Source organism: Aquabacterium sp. OR-4 (genome assembly GCF_025290835.2).
GTDB lineage: Bacteria > Pseudomonadota > Gammaproteobacteria > Burkholderiales > Burkholderiaceae_C > Pseudaquabacterium.
Window position 1 is genome coordinate 1,965,122 of record NZ_JAOCQD020000001.1, and the last position, 17,490, is coordinate 1,982,611.

At 68.7% G+C, this 17,490-nt stretch carries 11 protein-coding genes, 3 tRNA genes and 1 riboswitch; of the genes, 4 read left to right on the top strand and 10 right to left on the bottom strand.

Annotated features, from left to right (window positions below; genetic code table 11):
- Nucleotides 1–173: 173 nt before the first annotated feature.
- Nucleotides 174–1,055, top strand: a complete 882-nt coding sequence (gene dapA / locus N4G63_RS08540) for a 4-hydroxy-tetrahydrodipicolinate synthase (protein WP_260787899.1) — start codon at nucleotides 174–176, stop codon at nucleotides 1,053–1,055.
- 98 nt (nucleotides 1,056–1,153) lie between these two features.
- Nucleotides 1,154–2,323, top strand: coding sequence for an NlpB/DapX family lipoprotein (gene bamC, locus N4G63_RS08545; RefSeq protein WP_260787900.1), 1,170 nt, complete (start codon nucleotides 1,154–1,156; stop codon nucleotides 2,321–2,323).
- A gap of 128 nt (nucleotides 2,324–2,451) precedes the next feature.
- On the opposite strand, the gene N4G63_RS08550 is transcribed toward bamC, so the two are convergent.
- From N4G63_RS08550 to N4G63_RS08595, 10 genes are all read right to left on the bottom strand, one after another.
- Complete coding sequence (locus tag N4G63_RS08550) at nucleotides 2,452–4,236, bottom strand: S8 family serine peptidase (protein WP_314599581.1); 1,785 nt, start codon at nucleotides 4,234–4,236, stop codon at nucleotides 2,452–2,454.
- A 43-nt stretch (nucleotides 4,237–4,279) separates the two neighbouring features.
- Nucleotides 4,280–4,376, bottom strand: a riboswitch (cyclic di-GMP riboswitch).
- 190 nt (nucleotides 4,377–4,566) lie between these two features.
- Nucleotides 4,567–4,640 (bottom strand) — tRNA-Cys (locus tag N4G63_RS08555).
- A 94-nt stretch (nucleotides 4,641–4,734) separates the two neighbouring features.
- A tRNA-Gly gene (locus N4G63_RS08560) sits at nucleotides 4,735–4,810 on the bottom strand.
- 142 nt (nucleotides 4,811–4,952) lie between these two features.
- Entirely contained in the window at nucleotides 4,953–7,385 is a 2,433-nt protein-coding gene (lon, locus tag N4G63_RS08565; RefSeq protein WP_260787904.1) for an endopeptidase La, read from the bottom strand.
- Between the two features lie 215 nt (nucleotides 7,386–7,600).
- Nucleotides 7,601–8,866: an ATP-dependent Clp protease ATP-binding subunit ClpX gene (gene clpX / locus N4G63_RS08570; RefSeq protein WP_260787905.1), complete on the bottom strand. Its 1,266-nt coding sequence runs from the start codon at nucleotides 8,864–8,866 to the stop codon at nucleotides 7,601–7,603.
- 72 nt (nucleotides 8,867–8,938) lie between these two features.
- Entirely contained in the window at nucleotides 8,939–9,547 is a 609-nt protein-coding gene (gene clpP, locus N4G63_RS08575) for an ATP-dependent Clp endopeptidase proteolytic subunit ClpP (RefSeq protein WP_260787906.1), read from the bottom strand.
- A 154-nt stretch (nucleotides 9,548–9,701) separates the two neighbouring features.
- The gene (tig, locus tag N4G63_RS08580) at nucleotides 9,702–11,009 is read right to left on the bottom strand and encodes a trigger factor (RefSeq protein ID WP_260787907.1); all 1,308 of its coding nucleotides are present in this window, start codon (nucleotides 11,007–11,009) and stop codon (nucleotides 9,702–9,704) included.
- Between the two features lie 27 nt (nucleotides 11,010–11,036).
- A tRNA-Leu gene (locus N4G63_RS08585) sits at nucleotides 11,037–11,123 on the bottom strand.
- A 135-nt stretch (nucleotides 11,124–11,258) separates the two neighbouring features.
- Nucleotides 11,259–14,423: an efflux RND transporter permease subunit gene (locus N4G63_RS08590; protein WP_260787908.1), complete on the bottom strand. Its 3,165-nt coding sequence runs from the start codon at nucleotides 14,421–14,423 to the stop codon at nucleotides 11,259–11,261.
- A 28-nt stretch (nucleotides 14,424–14,451) separates the two neighbouring features.
- Nucleotides 14,452–15,600, bottom strand: a complete 1,149-nt coding sequence (locus N4G63_RS08595; RefSeq protein ID WP_314599582.1) for an efflux RND transporter periplasmic adaptor subunit — start codon at nucleotides 15,598–15,600, stop codon at nucleotides 14,452–14,454.
- 156 nt (nucleotides 15,601–15,756) lie between these two features.
- On the opposite strand from N4G63_RS08595, the gene hpnC reads away from it, so the two are divergent.
- Both hpnC and hpnD read left to right on the top strand, forming a co-directional pair.
- A complete protein-coding gene (gene hpnC / locus N4G63_RS08600) occupies nucleotides 15,757–16,623 on the top strand; it encodes a squalene synthase HpnC (protein WP_260787909.1) in 867 nt (288 codons plus the stop codon).
- Nucleotides 16,620–17,486 carry a presqualene diphosphate synthase HpnD gene (hpnD, locus tag N4G63_RS08605; protein WP_260787910.1) on the top strand — a complete coding sequence of 289 codons (867 nt, stop codon included), beginning with the start codon at nucleotides 16,620–16,622 and terminating at the stop codon, nucleotides 17,484–17,486. Before hpnC ends, hpnD begins: the two co-directional genes overlap by 4 nt.
- Nucleotides 17,487–17,490: the final 4 nt, after the last annotated feature.

Consider the following 17,490-nt stretch of genomic DNA (forward strand, 5'->3'; position numbering starts at 1 on the left):
CCGCGCCCGCCGCGGCCCCTGAACGCCACGCCCTGCAGGCTCCAGCCGCCTGAACACCCGCCGACCCGCGCGCCAGCGCCACCCGCGGGCGCGGGCCCTGGCACAAACCCGGGTCGGTCGGGCCGGAAGCCCCCGCCCGGCCGGCTAAAATCGCCCGTTCTCGAGGAATCCGCATGAGACCCATTGTTGGCAGCATCGTCGCGCTCGTCACGCCGTTCCATGAAGACGGCAGCGTCGACTACCCCGGCCTGCGCCGCCTGATCGACTGGCACATCGCCGAAGGCACCGATTGCATCGGCGTCGTCGGCACCACCGGCGAGTCGCCCACCGTCTCGGTGCAAGAGCATTGCGAGATCATCCGCGTGGCGGTGTCGCATGCCGCGGGCCGCGTGCCCATCATGGCCGGCGCCGGTGCCAACAGCACGCGCGAGGCCATCGAGCTCACCCGCTTCAGCAAGGACGTGGGCGCCGACTGCACTCTGCAGGTCGTGCCCTACTACAACAAGCCGTCGCAGGAAGGCATCTACCAGCACTTCAAGGCCATCGCCGAGGCGGTGGATCTGCCGGTGGTGCTCTACAACGTGCCCGGCCGCACCGTGGCCGACATGGCGCCCGAGACCGCACTGCGCCTGGCCAGCGTGCCCGGCATCATCGGCATCAAGGAAGCCACCGGCAACATCGAGCGCGCCGCGCAGCTGATCAAGCACGCCCCGGCCGGCTTCTCGATTTACTCGGGCGACGACGGCACCGCCGTGGCCCTGATGCTGCTGGGCGGCCACGGCAACGTCAGCGTCACCGCCAACGTGGCGCCGCGGCTGATGCACCAGCTGTGCATGGCGGCCATCGGCGGCGAGGTGCAAAAGGCGCGCGAGATCCACCTGCGCCTGCTGTCGCTGCACAAGCAGCTGTTCTGCGAGCCGAGCCCGGCGCCCACCAAGTACGCGCTGTCGCGGCTGGGCCTGGGCAACACCGTGGTGCGCCTGCCGATCACGCCGCTCACGCCGGCCGGCCAGGGCCTGGTTGACGCCGCGCTGCGCGACGCCGGCCTGCTGTGACGCGCCCCGGCCGCATGCCGCACCCTACTTCTTCCACCGCGCGCCGCGCGGTTCTGCCGGCGCCGCAATGCGCCGAATCGCCCCAGGAGACCTGCCACGTGAATGCCCCCTTTGCCGTCACCCCGCTGCGCTGCGCCACCCTGGCGCTGGCTTGGGCGCTTGCCGGTTGCTCGACGCTGGATGGCTCGCTCTCGCTCGGTGGCGACAACAAGGTGGACTACCGCTCGCAGAGCGCCAAGACCCAGCCGCTGGACATTCCGCCCGACCTCACCCAGCTGGCCCGCGACGGCCGCTACCAGCCGCAAGGCGGTGTGGTCAGCGCCGCCGCCATGCGCCAGCCGGCCGGCACCGCGCCTGCTGCCGGCACCACCGCCGCGCCGGGCACCCCCGCCGTGGCACCGGCCGCGGTGGGCGATGTGCGCCTGGTGCGCCAGGGCAGCGAGCGCTGGCTGGCCACCGGCCAGGCGCCCGAGAAGGTGCTGCCGCTGCTGCGCAGCTTCTGGCAGGAACGCGGCTTCACGCTGGTGGTCGACGACGCACAGCTGGGCATTCTTGAAACCGACTGGGCTGAAAACCGCGCCAAGCTGCCGCAGGATCTGGTGCGCCGCACCCTGGGCCGCGTGCTCGAGAACCTGTACGACACAGGCACGCGCGACCGTTTCCGCGTCCGCATCGAGCGCAGCGCCGAAGGCGGCAGCGAGGTCTACCTCACCCACCGCGGCCTGGAGGAGGTCTACCTCGAGGCCCGCGAAGGCCAGACCGCCTGGCGCCCGCGGGCCCAGGACCGCGACCTCGAGGCCGAGTTTCTCAACCGCATGATGCTGCGCCTGGGCGGCAAGGACGAGGCCACCCAGGTGGCCGCGGCCAAGACCGCCCCCGCCACGCCGGCCGCGCCGCCCGCCGGCGCCCGGCCCGCGCCTTCGGCAGGCACCGAGACCGCGATCACCCTGCCCGAGGGCTTCGACCGCGCCTGGCGTCAGGTGGGCCTGGCGCTCGACCGCAGCGGCTTCAGCGTGGAAGACCGCGACCGCAGCGCCGGCGTCTACTTCGTGCGCTACATCGACCCCAAGTTCGCCGGCCGCGAAGAGCCCAACTTCTTTGCCAAGCTGTTTGGCGGCGGCGCCGAAGCCAAGCCGGTGCGCTACCGCGTGCTGGTCAAGTCCGAAGGCAATGCCAGCCGGGTGAGCGTGCTGACCAGCGCCGGCGAAGCCGAAACCGGCGACGCCGCGCGCCAGATCATCGCCCGCCTGAGCGACGCGCTGAAGTAAGCCCCAGCAGCGGCAGACGCTGCGGCAATGGCCGCGGCGGCCCTGCAAAGCACAACGGCGGCCCGCGGGCCGCCGTTGTCGTTTTGGGCCGCCGGCCGCCCGGGCAGGCGGCCCGGCAGCCTGAAGCATCAGTTCTTCAGTGCCAAGGCGTAGGCCCCGGTGGTGCCGGTGCTGCGCAGCACCCGCAGCACCAGCGTGGTGGCGCTGCTGCCGCTGTTGCGGATGGTCACCTGCTGGCTGCGGCCAACCACGCCGGTGGCGCTGTAGATCGTCTGGCCGCTGCTGCTCAGCGCCGCCAGGCCGAAGCCCGAATTGCTGCCGGCGGTCAGCGTGGCGGTGATCGACTGGCCCGCGGCCAGCGTGACCCGGTAGTGGTCGAGGTCGGAATTGCTGGCCACGCTGCCGCTCACATTGACCGGCAGGCTGGCCACCACCTGGGCTGTGGCCAGCGTGTTGTTCGGCTCCACTTCCTTGAGCGTGGCCACAGTCACCACCGGCACCGGCGTGACGGTGGGGGCCCCCACCGCGGCCGCCACCGCGGCCGACGCATCCACGATGCCCGCGCCACAACCGCTGCACGTGGCCGGAAACGCGCGCGCCGTGCTCTTGAGCAGGCTGGCCACCTGGTCGGGCGTGAGCTTCGGATTGGCGCTGAGCATCAGCGCGGCCACACCGCTGACCACCGGTGTGGCCATCGAGGTGCCCATGTAGGCGGCGTAACTGTCGGCGGCCGGCACCGAGGTGCCGGTGTTCAGCGTCGACAAGATGCCGCCCGCGCTGTCACCACCGGGTGCCGCGAGGCTCACATTGCTGCCGTAGTTCGAGTACGAGGCCTTGCCGCCGCTCTTGCCGGTGGCCGCCACCACCACCACACCGCTGCAATTGGCCGGCGTGGCACGGGTGGCATCGATGGCGCTGTTGCCCGCGGCCACCACCACCACCGCCCCGGCGGCGCGCGCGGTGTTGATGGCGTTCTGGGTCGTGGTGCCGCAGCCACCGATGCCGCCCAGCGACAGGTTGATCACCCGCGCCGGCGTGCCGTTGTTCGGCAGGCCGGCCACCGGCGTGCCCACCGCCCAGGCGATGGCGTCGGCAATGTCCGAGGTGTAGCCGCCGCAACGCCCCAGCGTGCGCAGCGGCAGCACCCGGGCGTTGAAGGCCACGCCCGCCACGCCGGCCGCATTGCCGGCCGCCGCCGCCACGATGCCGGCCACGTGCGTGCCATGCCACGAGCTGCGCGAGGCCGCCGTGCCGGTGCCGCAGAAGCCGGCGGCCACCGCATCGCCAGGGTCCTGCGCGTCGGCATCGCGGCCGTTGCCATCGGCCGACACCAGGGTGTCGGTGATGAAGTCATAACCCGACAGCAGGTTGGGCGCCAGATCGACGTGCGGGCGCACACCGGTGTCGATCACTGCCACGGTCACGCCCGCGCCGGTGGCGCGGTCCCAGGCCGCGGGCGCGCGCACGCCGCCGGTGGCATCGAACAAGGCCCATTGCTGGCTGTACAGCGCATCGTTGGGCACGAACAGCGGCTGCAGCAGGCGGTCGGGCTCGGCGTACTCGATCGTGGCATCGGCCGAGCGCAGACTGGCCGCCAGCGATTCGGCCTCGACATGGCCCATGCGGCGACTCAGCTTGAACACCTGCGCGCCGGCAGCCGTCTGGCGCCAATGGTTCAGCTGCACGCCATGGCGACGGCCGGCGTTGTCGGCCAGCTGCTTGCCACGCGTGCTGGGCATCAGGCCGCTGGCCTTGCTGTACTTGATGATCAGCCGGTCGGTGCCCGGCCCATCCTGCTCGGCGACACTGGCCGCCCCCTGGAAGGCCAGCGCCGCAGGCGCGGCGGCCATCAGCGCCGAACAGGCGAGCGCCAGCGAGATCCGCCGGTGCGGATGCACAGAAGAAACAGTCATGGAAACATGCCTCGGTTCGATCGAGGCCAGCCAATGAACATCGGCCGGCAGCCCCGCTACCGTGGCCGTGATCGTCGGATCACGGCGTTAGGCCGGAGGCTTTGCGTCCCACGCTTTCGCATGGTTTGCGGGAAGGGTTGCGGCGCACTGTAGCGACGCACCGGCCGCGGGCCAAGACACCACCGCGCCGAACGGCGGGCACGCGCGGATTCCTGCGCGCAGGCCGGTTCAAGTTTGCAAGCAAGCTGTAACCGGTGCGCGCGGCAACGACGCATCGTGAAGCACAGCCCAGAACGACGAAGCCCCGCATCGGCGGGGCTTCGATTGGACTGGAGGCGCGATCCGGAGTCGAACCGGACTAGACGGATTTGCAATCCGTTGCATAACCGCTTTGCTATCGCGCCGATGTTCAGTGCGGAGCGGGGTGCGCCAGAAGCGCAGGCCGCGCTGACCATTCTGACAAAAACGGGAAGCCTGGGCTTCCCGTTTTCAAGAACCTGGAGCGGGAGACGAGGCTCGAACTCGCGACCTCAACCTTGGCAAGGTTGCGCTCTACCAACTGAGCTACTCCCGCATGGCTGAAACGCTTGGTGATCGTGCGTTTCAACTGCTTCGCGTCGCATTGCTGTTCAGCGAAGCTCGCATTCTATACAGACCAAAGCCTGCCGCACAAGCGCTGCGCGAAAAAAATCGCACGGCGCCGGTGCCAGCCAAGCTCAGTGCGGCAGGCCGTCGACGCCCACCGCACCACCCGCCACCTCGGGCTTGGGTGCGTCCACCTTCGGCGCGGCCGCGGCCTCGTCTTCGGGCAGCGCGCTCGGAATCGACTCGAGCGCCAGTTCGATCACCCGGTCGATCCAGCGCACCGGCATGATGTCGAGGCTGTTCTTGACGTTCTCGGGGATGTCCTGCAGGTCCTTGACGTTCTCTTCCGGGATCAGCACCGTCTTGATGCCGCCGCGGTGGGCCGCCAGCAGCTTCTCCTTCAGGCCGCCGATGGCCGTGACCTCGCCACGCAGCGTGATCTCGCCGGTCATCGCCACATCGGCCTTCACCGGGATGCCGGTGAGTGCCGAGACGAAGGCGGTGGTCATCGCAATGCCTGCGCTGGGGCCGTCCTTGGGCGTAGCGCCGTCGGGCACGTGGATGTGGATGTCGCGCTTCTCGAACAGCTCGTCCTTGATGCCCAGCCGCGCGGCGCGGCTGCGCACCACGGTGCGGGCCGCCTCGACCGACTCCTTCATCACGTCGCCCAGCGAACCGGTGCGGATGATGCCGCCCTTGCCGGGCATCACCGCGGCCTCGATGGTCAGCAGATCGCCGCCCACCTCGGTCCAGGCCAGACCCACCACCTGACCCACCTGGTTCTTCTTCTCGGCGCGACCGAAGTCGAACTTGCGCACGCCCAGGAAGTCGTTCAGGTTCTCGTCGTTGACCACCACCTTGCCCGGGTACTGCTTGAGCTGCAGACCCTTGACGGTCTTGCGGCAGATCTTGCTGATCTCGCGCTCGAGCGAGCGCACGCCGGCTTCGCGGGTGTAGTAGCGGATCACGCCGCGGATGGCGGCCTCGGTGACCTCGAGCTCCTCGTCCTTCACGCCGTTGTTCTGCCGCTGCTTGGGCAGCAGGTAGACCTGGGCGATGTTGACCTTCTCGTCCTCGGTGTAACCCGACAGGCGGATCACTTCCATGCGGTCGAGCAGGGCCGGCGGGATGTTCAGCGAGTTGCTGGTGGCCACGAACATCACGTCCGACAGGTCGAAATCAACCTCGACGTAATGGTCGCTGAAGGTGTGGTTCTGCTCGGGATCGAGCACCTCCAGCAGGGCCGACGACGGGTCGCCGCGGAAATCCATGCCCAGCTTGTCGATCTCGTCGAGCAGGAACAGCGGATTGCGCACGCCCACCTTGGTCAGGCTCTGCAGCACCTTGCCCGGCATCGAGCCGATGTAGGTGCGGCGGTGGCCACGGATCTCGGCCTCGTCGCGCACGCCGCCCAGCGCCATGCGCACGAACTTGCGTCCGGTGGCACGCGCCACGCTCTGGCCGAGCGAGGTCTTGCCCACGCCCGGGGGGCCCACCAGGCACAGGATGGGCGCCTTGACCTTGTCGACTCGCTGCTGCACCGCGAGGTACTCGAGGATGCGTTCCTTGACCTTCTCGAGGCCGGCGTGGTCTTCGTTGAGCACATCCTCCGCATGCGGCAGGTCGTGCTTGATCTTGCTCTTCTTGGCCCAGGGCAGGTTGACGAGGGTGTCGATGTAGTTGCGCACCACCGTGGCCTCGGCCGACATCGGCGACATCAGCTTGAGCTTCTTCAGCTCGCCCTCGGCCTTCTTGCGCGCATCCTTGGGCATGCGCGCGGCCTTGATCTTCTTCTCAAGGTCTTCGAGGTCAGCGCCCTCTTCGCCATCGCCCAGTTCCTTCTGGATGGCCTTGACCTGCTCGTTCAGGTAGTACTCGCGCTGGCTCTTCTCCATCTGGCGCTTGACGCGGCCACGGATGCGCTTTTCCACCTGCAGGATGTCGACCTCGTGCTCCAGCAGCTCGAGCAGCTTCTCAAGGCGCTTGGCGACGGTGAACAGGTCGAGCACCGACTGCTTGGCTTCGAGCTTGAGCGGCAGGTGCGCGGCAATGGTGTCGGCCAGGCGGCCCGGATCATCGATGCCGGCAATGCTGGTGAGGATCTCGGGCGGGATCTTCTTGTTCAGCTTGACGTACTGGTCGAACTGCTGCGTCACGGCGCGGCGCAGGGCCTCGACCTCGGGGCTGGTCTCGGCCGAGGGCTGCACCGGCACCACCTCGGCGGTGAAGTGCTCGGCACCGTCGTGGATCTCGCGGGTTTCGGCGCGCTGCACGCCTTCAACCAACACCTTCACGGTGCCGTCGGGCAGCTTCAGCATCTGCAGGATGCTGGAGATGCAGCCGATCTCGAACATGTCCTCGGGCTTGGGCTCGTCCTTGCCGGCGGCCTTCTGCGCCACCAGCATGATCTGGCGGCCGGCCTCCATCGCGGCCTCGAGCGCCTTGATCGACTTGGGACGCCCGACGAACAACGGGATGACCATGTGCGGGAACACGACCACATCACGCAGCGGCAGCAGCGGCAGCGTGATCGGTTCAGGGGGGAGAACAGGATGTCCTGACATGGGAGACCTCTCTTTCTCAGACCGACATGGGGCCCGAGCAGGGGAATGCAAGTGAACAGGTCAAACGCAAGCCTCGGATGGCTTCGTCACAGAAAGCGGGGAGCGAATTGCGTCGTGAGCCCGCCGAGGTCGGTTCGAGCAGCACAGCCGTACACCCGTACGGCGAGCAGCACAGAACCGAGATCGGTGGGCGCAGCAGCAAAGCGCCCCCGCTTTCAGGCGCTGGCCTTGTGTTCGCGATAGACCAGCAGCGGCTTGGCGCCTTCCTCGACGATGTGCTCGTCGATCACCACCTTGGCCACGCCGTCCAGCGTTGGCAGATCGAACATCGTGTCGATCAGCACGTGTTCCATGATGGAGCGCAGACCGCGCGCCCCGGTCTTGCGCTTGAGCGCCTTGCGCGCGATGGCGCTGAGCGCGGAGTGGCGGATCTCGAGCTCGACACCATCCATCGAGAACAGCTTCTGGTACTGCTTGACCAGCGCGTTCTTGGGCTCGGTGAGGATCTGCACCATGGCGTCCTCGGTCAGCTCGCCCAGCGTGGCCACCACCGGCAGGCGGCCGACCAACTCGGGGATCAGGCCGAACTTGATGATGTCTTCCGGCTCGGCTGAACGGAACAGATCGGCCGCACGCTTCTCGGTCTTGCTGTGCACGCTGGCCGAGAAGCCGATGCTCGACTTCTCGGTGCGGTTCTGGATGACCTTTTCCAGGCCGTCAAAGGCGCCGCCGCAGATGAACAGGATGTTGGTCGTGTCGATCTGCAGGAAGTCTTGATTGGGATGTTTGCGCCCGCCCTGCGGCGGCACGCTGGCCATCGTGCCTTCCACCAGCTTCAGCAGGGCCTGCTGCACGCCCTCGCCCGAGACATCGCGGGTGATGCTGGGGTTGTCGGCCTTGCGGCTGATCTTGTCGATCTCGTCGATGTAGACGATGCCGCGCTGCGCGCGCTCGACGTCGTAGTTGCAGTTCTGCAGCAGCTTCTGGATGATGTTTTCGACGTCCTCGCCCACGTAGCCGGCTTCGGTCAGCGTGGTGGCGTCGGCGATCACGAAGGGCACGTTGAGCAGGCGGGCCAGGGTCTGGGCCAGCAGCGTCTTGCCCGAGCCGGTGGGCCCGATCAGCAGGATGTTGCTCTTGGTGAGCTCGACCTCGTCCTTGCCGCTGCCGATGTGCTTGAGCCGCTTGTAGTGGTTGTACACCGCCACAGACAGCGTGCGCTTGGCCGCATCCTGGCCGATGACGTAGTTGTCGAGCGTGCTCTTGATCTCGGCCGGCACCGGCAGTTCGCTCTTGCCGGGCTTGGCTGCCGCGCCTTCGGCCGGAGCCTCGTCACGGATGATGTCGTTGCAAAGCTCGATGCACTCGTCGCAGATGAACACCGACGGGCCGGCGATGAGCTTCTTGACCTCGTGCTGGCTCTTACCGCAGAAGCTGCAGTACAGGACTTTTTCGCCTGAGGCGCCCTTCTTTTCGGCCATGGTGGGTAATCGTGTGCGGAGAGAGGGCGGGAGGATTGCGGAAGCCGCGAGCCGATGATAAGGCGCGGCCGGTCAGCCGCGCTGGGCGATCACCTGGTCGATCAGGCCATAACTCTTGGCGTCATCGGCCGACATGAAGTAGTCGCGCTCGGTGTCGGCCTGGATCTTTTCAAGCGGCTGGCCGGTGCGCTCGGCCAGGATCTTGTTGAGCTGCTCGCGGGTCTTGAGGATCTCGCGGGCATGGATCTCGATGTCGGTGGCCTGGCCCTGGGCGCCGCCCAGCGGCTGGTGGATCATGATCTTGCTGTTGGGCAGCGACACGCGCTTGCCCTTGGCGCCGGCCGACAGCAGGAAGGCGCCCATGCTGGCCGCCATGCCGATGCACAGCGTGGAGACATCGGGCTTGATGAAGTTCATCGTGTCGTAGATCGACAGGCCGGCCGAGACGCTGCCGCCCGGGCTGTTGATGTACAGGAAGATGTCCTTGTCGGGGTTCTCGCTCTCCAGGAAGAGCAACTGCGCCACCACGACATTGGCCGTGGCGTCGTTCACCGGGCCCACCAGGAACACGATGCGCTCACGCAGCAGGCGGCTGTAGATGTCGTAAGCACGCTCACCCCGGCCCGACTGCTCGATCACCATGGGCACCAGGCCCAGGGCTTGCGTCTCCAATGCGCTCATGAAAGTCCTCGAAAAACGGTCTGCGTCGATTATGACCCGCATGCGAAAGGGCTGCAGGCGATGAAAAACGGGGCGACGACCCTGCTAGTCGTTCGCCCCGTCGGGCCGGGATCCGGTGTGGCACAGGGCCAGCCGGACCGCGGCAGCGCCTGGATCAGGCCGTCATCAGCTCGTCGAAGGGCAGCGCCTTTTCGACCACCTTGGCATTGGCCAGCACGTGCTCGGCCACGTTGTTCTCGATCACCACGGCCTCGACCTCGGCCATGCGCTGGCGGTCGCTGAGGTACCAGCGCACCACTTCAGTCGGCTTCTCGTAGCTCTGCGACAGCTCTTCGATGTGGGCCTGCAGTTGCTCGGGCTTGGCCTGCAGGTTGTTCGACTTGACCAGTTCGGCCACCACCAGACCCAGGCGCACGCGGCGCTCGGCCTGCGGCGTGAAGATCTCGGTGGGGATCGGCGCCTTGTCGGCGTCCTTCATGCCGCGCTGCTTCAGGTCTTCACGGGCCGAGGCCACCAGGCGCTCGAGCTCGCTGTCGATCAGGGCCTTGGGCAGGTCGAGCTCGGCCACCTTGACCAGCGCGTCCATGGCCGCCGACTTGTTGCGCGCCAGCACGCGGAACTTGACCTCGCGCTCGAGGTTCTTCTTCACGTCGGCGCGCAGCGCGTCGACCGTGCCGTCTTCCAGGCCCAGGCTCTTGATGAAGGCCTCGTCCACCTCGGGCAGGTTCTGGGCTTCGATCTTCTTGGTGGTGACCAGGAAGTCGGCTTCCTTGCCGGCCACGTCCTTGCCGTGGTAATCCTCGGGGAACTGCAGCGGGAAGGTCTTGCTCTCGCCGACCTTCATGCCGCGCACGGCCTTGTCGAACTGCTCGAGCATCTGGCCTTCGCCGATCAGGAACTGGAAGCCCTCGGCCTTGCCGCCATCGAAGGGCTCGCCGTCGATCTTGCCTTCGAAGTCGATGGTCACGCGATCGCCTTCGGCGGCGCCTTCGGCAGCCGGACGCTGCGCGAAGGTGCGGCGCTGCTTGCGCAGGATGTCGACGGTGCGGTCGATCGCGGCGTCGGTCACCTCGCTGGTGACCCGCTCGACTTCCACGGCCGACAGCTCGCCGAGCTTGACCTCGGGGTAGACCTCGAAGGTGGCGTCAAAGGCCAGCTGGCCTTCGGGCGCGTCTTCCTTGGGCGTGACGCGCGGCGTGCCGGCCACGCGCAGCTGGGCTTCGTTGGCGGCGCTGGCGAAGGCACGGCCGAGCTGGTCGTTCATGACCTCGTTCTGCACCGACCAGCCGTAGCGCTGGGCCACCACCGACATCGGCACCTTGCCCGGGCGGAAGCCGTCGGCCTTGACGGTGCGCGAGAGCTTCTTCAGCCGCGACTCGACTTCGGTGTTGAGCGAATCGGCCGGAATCGTCAGGGTGATGCGACGTTCGAGCTTTTCGAGGGTTTCTACAGTGACAGCCATGGTGGAGACTCGCAAATGAATCGTTTCTGGTGCGCGGGGCCGGACTCGAACCGGCACGCCCGTGAAGGCGTCAGGACCTAAACCTGGTGCGTCTACCGATTTCGCCACCCGCGCGGGTTGTCTCTTCGCCGCTGCCCGGGCAACCCGCGAGGGCTGCCGAGGCACCGGTCAAAACGTACGAGGGAAACCGGCTCCAGCCATACAAACTGGCGAAGCCGACCTCCCGGGCGATCCGGTAAACCGGCGATTCTAGCCGGGCGGCAGCGCAGCGGATACCGGCGCATGGCCGGGCACCGGCTGCCGCACCCGGAACCAGGCCGCATACATGGCCGGCAAGGCCAGCAGCGTGAGCGCCGTGGCGACGATCAGGCCGCCCATGATGGCCACCGCCATCGGCCCCCAGAACACGCTGCGGGTGAGCGGGATCATGGCCAGCACCGCGGCCGCGGCCGTCAGCACGATGGGCCGGAAGCGCCGCACCGCGGCCTCGACCACGGCATGCCAGGCCGGCACGCCGCGGGCACGGTCGTGCTCGATCTGGTCGATCAGGATCACCGAGTTGCGCATGATCATGCCGCTGAGCGCGATCACGCCCAGCAGCGCCACAAAGCCGAAGGGCCGGTCGAACAGCATCAGCGCGCCGGCCACGCCGGCAATGCCCAGCGGTCCGGTCAGGAACACCAGCATGGCGCGCGAGAAGCTGTGCAGCTGCAGCATCAGCAGCGTGAAGATGATGAACAGCATCACCGGCAGGCCGGCGGCGATGGAACCCTGGCCCTTGCTGCTTTCTTCTTGCGTGCCGGCGATGCGCACCTCGTACTCGGGCGGCATCTGCTTGCGCAGCTCGGCCAGCTGCGGCCACACCACCTTGGTGACCGTGGGGCCCTGCACGCCCTCGATCACGTCGCCCTGCACGGTGATGGCGTAGCGGCGGTTCTCGCGCCACATCACGCCGGGCTCGAAGGCGAAGCCGATCTGCGCCACCTGGGTCAGCGGCACGGCCTTGCCGCTGGCCGTGGGCACATAGGCATTGCCCAGGTCGGTGATGGCGTTGCGCTCGTCGGCCGGCTGGCGCAGCACGATGTCGACCAGCTTGTCGCCTTCGCGGTACTGGCCCACGGTGGCACCCGAGAACACCGCCTTGGAGCCCTGCGCGATCGACTGGCTGGTGACGCCCAGCGCGCGGGCCTTGTCCTGGTCGATGTCGAGCCGGATGGCCTTGATCGACTCGTTCCAGTTGTCGTTGACGCCGCGCATCGACGGATGCGCCGCAAGCACGCTGCGCACCTGGTCGGCATAGCGCCGCACCTGCACCGCATCGGGGCCCATCACCCGAAACTGCACCGGGTAGGCCACCGGCGGGCCGTTGGGCAGCAGCTTGACCCGCGCCCGCACCTCGGGAAACTCGGCCGCCAGCAGGGCTGGCAGGGTCTTGCGCAGTTGCTCGCGCGCCGCCAGGTCCTTGGGCAGCAGGATCAGCTGGGCCACGTTGGTCTGCGGAAACAGCTGCTCCAGCGGCAGGTAGAAACGCGGCACGCCGCTGCCCACCCAGGTGGTCACCGATTCCATCGCCGGCTCGGCCTGCATGCGGGCCTCGAAGCGGCGCGCCACGCCTTCGGTCTCGCGCTGCGTGCTGCCTTCGGGCAGCCACAGGTCGACCAGGATCTCCGGCCGGCTTGAATCGGGGAAGAACTGCTGCTGCACCTTGCCCATGCCCACGATGCCGGCGCCGAACAGCGCCACGGTGATGAGCAGCGTGATCCAGCGGTGCCGGACGCAGGCGTTCACCAGGCGCCTGAAGCGGTTGTAGAAGGGCGTGTCGAAAAGCTCGTGGGCCTCGCCGTCGACCTGCGGCTTGACCTTCAGCAGCCAGGCCCCGAGGTAGGGCACGAAGTACACCGACACCAGCCACGAGATCACCAGCGCGGCCGAGGTGACGGCAAAGATCGCGAAGGTGTATTCGCCGGTGGTCGACTTGGCCAGGCCGATGGGCAGGAAGCCGGCCGCGGTGATCAGCGTGCCGGTCAGCATGGGCATGCTGGTCACCTCGTAGGCAAAGGTGGCGGCGCGCAGCTTGTCGTAGCCCTCCTCCATCTTGCGCACCATCATCTCGACCGCAATGATGGCGTCGTCCACCAGCAGGCCCAGCGCGATGATCAGCGAGCCCAGCGAGATCTTGTGCAGGCCCACGCCCCAGTAGTACATGGTGACGAAGGTGATGGCCAGCACCAGCGGGATGGTGATGCCCACCACCAGGCCGGGGCGCACGTCGATGCGCAGCGGCTTGGTGTGCAGGCCCAGGCTGATGAAGCTGACCGCCAGCACCACCACCACGGCCTCGACCAGCACGCGGATGAACTCGCTGACCGAGCGCGTCACGGCGCTGGGCTGGTCCTGCACCTGCTCGAGCGTGATGCCGGCCGGCAGGTCGGCGCGAATGGCCTCGGCCCGCGCCCGCAAGGCCTTGCCCAGGGCCACGATGTCACCGCCCTTGGCCATCGACACGCCGAGCGCGATCACCGGCTTGCCCTGGTGGCGCACCTTCACCGCCGGCGGGTCGATGGTGGCGCGGCGGATCTCGGCAATGTCGCCGAGCCGGAGGGTGCTGGCCTGGCCGGTGGCGGCGTTCACGCCGCGGATCGGAAAGCGCTGCAGCTCGGCCACCGAACCAAAGGCGCCGGCCACGCGCACCTGCAGGTTCTGGCTGCCGGCGTCGAGCAGGCCGGCGCCTTCCACCGCGTTTTGCGCGGCCAGCTGGGCCAGGACGGCATTCATGTCCAGGCCCAGCTGGGCCAGGCGCTTGCCGGGGATCTCGATGAAAATCTTTTCGGCCTGCACGCCGAACAGCTCGACCTTGGCCACGTCGGGCACCTGCAGCAGCTGCGAGCGCAGGCTCTCGGCGAAGACGCGCAGCTCCTCGTTCGAGAAGCCATCGGCCGACAGCGCGAAGATCGAGCCGTAGACATCGCCGAAGTCGTCGTTGAACACCGGCCCGATGACGCCCTGCGGCAGCGTGCTGCGCATGTCGCCGATGCGTTTGCGCACCTGGTACCAGGTGTTGCTCACCTCCTTGGGCGGCGCGCTGTCCTTCACGTTCAGCAGCGTCAGCGATTCACCAGGCTTGGTGTAGCTGCGGATGATGTCGGCATGCGGCACCTCCTGCAGCGTGCGCTCGATCTTGTCGGTGACCTGCTCGGCCACCTGCTGCGCGGTGGCCCCGGGCCAGTAGGCCTGCACCACCATGGTCCGGAAGGTGAACGGCGGGTCTTCGTCCTGGCCCAGCTGGAAGTAAGCGGCAAAGCCCAGCAGCAGCATCACCACCAGCAGGTAGCGGGTGAGGTCGGGATGCTCCAGCGCCCAGCGCGAGATGTTGAAGCGGGCGGGCTCGGTGCCCGCGGTCGGCGTGGTGTTCATGTCGGCAGCCTGTGGCGGTGCGGGCGCGTCAGCGGGTGCCCGAGGCGGCCACGGATGCCGCGGGTGCCGAAGCTGCGGCAATCGCATGGGCGGTGGCCGGGGCTGCGGCGGCCGCGGGCTCCTGGTACCAGCGCACCTTCTGGCCCTCGTTGAGCGTGTGCACGCCGGCCGTGACCACCGACTCTCCGGCCGCCAGACCCTGGCCGATGAGCACCAGGTTGCCCTCGGCGCCGGCCACCGTCACCGGGCGGGCCTGCACCACCATGCTGGCGCGGTCGACGCGCCAGACCATCGGCTTGCCGCCGCGCTCGAACAAGGCCTGCAGCGGCAGCTTGATCACCGCGCTGCCCAGCGGCGCGGCAATCGCCACCGTGGCCGTCTGGCCCAGGCGCAGCGCGGCGCTGCCGATGTCGGCCTTGACCAGAAAGGTGCGCGTGGCCGGATCGGCCGCCGCCGACACCTCGCGCACCGTGGCCGGCAGCGGCTTGTCGGCCGCCCCCCAGGGCTTGAGCGCCAGCGCGCCGGCCTTGCCCAGCAGCGCACGCACGCTGTCCACGCGGTCTTCGGGCACGCTGAACACCGCGTCGCGCGGCCCGTCGTGGGCCAGCCGCAGCACGCTGGTGCCGGCGGCCAGCACGGCGCCGGGTTCGGCATCCACGCTGGTGACCACGCCGGCGGCGCCGGCCGTCAGCACGGCGTAGCCGGCCTGGTTGTCCTGCACGCCGGCCTGGGCGCGCGCCTGCTCCAGCGCGGCGCGGCTGGCCTTCAGCGTGGTTTCGCGGCGCTCGAGCTCGGCACCGCTGATGAAGCCCTTGTCGCGCAGCTCCTTGTAGCGCTGGTAGTCGGCCTGGTTCAGGTCCACCTGCACCTGGGCCGCCTGCACCGAGGCCCTGGCGGCCTGCTGGCCCAGTGCCAGGTCACGGGTGTCGATGCGCGCCAGCGCGCGGCCGGCGGCCACCTGGTCGCCCAGGTTGACCATGCGCTCGACCAGCTTGCCACCCACCTGGAAGCCCAGCCGCGACTCGGTGCGCGCGCGGATCTCGGCCGCGTAGTCGTGCGTCAGCCCGGCCTGACCCGGCTGCACGGTCATGGTGCGCACCGCGCGCAGCGGGGCGTCGGCCGGCGGCGGCGGGCTGCAGGCCCACAACAGCGGCAGGGTGACAAGGGCGAGCAGCAAGGGGCGCAGGGCGTGGGGCATTGCTTGGTCGACATGCACTTGGCGCACACATCGCATTAATGACTGACCGGTCAGTAATGTACGAGCCCCAACTGACCTGTGTCAAACCCGAAGGCGGCCGGCAAGCAAGGCCGCCGGCAGCGGACAATCCGACGGGTGAGCGTCAATCATTACGAAAACTTTCCGGTCGCCAGCTGGCTGTGCCCGCCGGCCATGCGCGGCGCGGTGGTGGCCATCTACCACTTCGCGCGCAGCGCCGATGACATGGCCGACGAGGGCGATGCCCCGGCCGCCCAGCGCCGCAGCGAGCTGGCCCGCTACCGCGCAGCCCTGCACCGGGCCGCGCTGGGCACCACCCAGGCCGCCGACTGGCCGGCGGTGTTCAACCCGCTGGCCGAGGCCATGGCCCGCCACCGGCTGCCGCTGGCTCCGCTGAACGACCTGCTCAGCGCCTTCGAGCGCGACACCCACAACCCGCGCTACCCCGACCGCACCGCCCTGCTCGACTACTGCCGCCATTCGGCCAACCCGGTGGGCCGGCTGATGCTGCACCTGGCCGGCGTGCACGACGCGCGCTCGCTGGCGCAATCGGACGCCATCTGCACCGCGCTGCAGCTGATCAACTTCTGGCAAGACCCCAGCCGCGACCTGCCGCGCGGCCGCCACTACGTGCCCGAGGCCGATGCGCAGCGCCACGGCCTGCGCCTGGACGACCTGGCCCAGCTGGCCGCGGCCGGCCGCCACACGCCGCAAAGCCAGGCCTTGTGGCGCGAGCTGTGCACCTGGGCCGGCACGCTGATGCACCAGGGCGCGCCGCTGGCGCTGCGCGTGCCGGGCCGCCTGGGTTGGGAATTGCGGCTCGTGGTGCAGGGCGGGCTGCGCATCCTGGAGAAAATCGAGGCCATGCAGTTTCGTTGCCTGAACCAGCGTCCGGTGCTGGGCCCGCTGGATGGCCCGCTGCTGCTGTGGCGCGCCTGGCGCATGCAGGCCACGCCGCCCGCCGCGGGAGTGACCGCCCGGTGAACACGCCCGCCACCACCACGCCGCAGCAGTATGTGCAGGACAAGGCCGCCGCCAGCGGCTCGTCGTTCTACTACGCGTTCTTGTTCCTGCCACCGCCGCGCCGCGCCGCGATCACCGCCTTCTACGCCTTCTGCCGTGAGGTGGATGACGTGGTCGACGAGGTCAGCGACCCCGGCGTGGCCGCCACCAAGCTGGCCTGGTGGCGCCAGGAGGTGGCGCGGGCCTTTGCCGGCCAGCCCAGCCACCCGGTGATGCAGGCGCTGATGCCGCTGGTGGCCGGCTACGACATCCGCGCCGAACACCTGAACGCGGTGATCGAGGGCTGCGAGATGGACCTCACCCAGACCCGCTACCTCGACTTTGCCGGCCTGCGCCGCTACTGCCACCTGGTGGCCGGCGTGGTGGGCGAGGTGGCCGCGCGCATCTTCGGCCACACCGAAGCGGTGACCATCGAGTACGCGCACCGCCTGGGCCTGGCGCTGCAGCTCACCAACATCATCCGCGACGTCGGCGACGATGCTCGCCGCGGCCGCATCTACCTGCCGATGAGCGAGCTGCAGCAGTTCGACGTCAAGGCGCACGAGCTGCTCAAGCGCGATTCGCCCTGGGGCTACAGCGAGCGGTTCACCGCGCTGATGCGCTTTCAGGCCGAGCGCGCCCACCGCTGCTACGACGACGCGCTGGCCCTGCTGCCGGCTGCCGACCGCCAGGCGCAGAAACCGGGCCTGATGATGGCCAACATCTACCGCACCCTGCTGCGCGAGATCGAGGCCGACCAGTTCCAGGTGCTGCACCAGCGCACCTCGCTGACCCCGCTGCGCAAGCTGTGGATCGCGATGCTCACGCACTGGCGTGGCCGCTGAAACC

Excerpts from the sequence above, each read along its gene's own strand:
- dapA (WP_260787899.1), top strand. The coding sequence starts at position 174 with ATGAGACCCATTGTTGGCAGCATCGTCGCGCTCGTCACGCCGTTCCAT.
- lon (WP_260787904.1), bottom strand. The coding sequence starts at position 7,385 with ATGTCAGGACATCCTGTTCTCCCCCCTGAACCGATCACGCTGCCGCTG.
- N4G63_RS08590 (WP_260787908.1), bottom strand. The coding sequence starts at position 14,423 with ATGAACACCACGCCGACCGCGGGCACCGAGCCCGCCCGCTTCAACATC.
- N4G63_RS08550 (WP_314599581.1), bottom strand. The coding sequence starts at position 4,236 with ATGACTGTTTCTTCTGTGCATCCGCACCGGCGGATCTCGCTGGCGCTC.
- clpX (WP_260787905.1), bottom strand. The coding sequence starts at position 8,866 with ATGGCCGAAAAGAAGGGCGCCTCAGGCGAAAAAGTCCTGTACTGCAGC.
- tig (WP_260787907.1), bottom strand. The coding sequence starts at position 11,009 with ATGGCTGTCACTGTAGAAACCCTCGAAAAGCTCGAACGTCGCATCACC.
- clpP (WP_260787906.1), bottom strand. The coding sequence starts at position 9,547 with ATGAGCGCATTGGAGACGCAAGCCCTGGGCCTGGTGCCCATGGTGATC.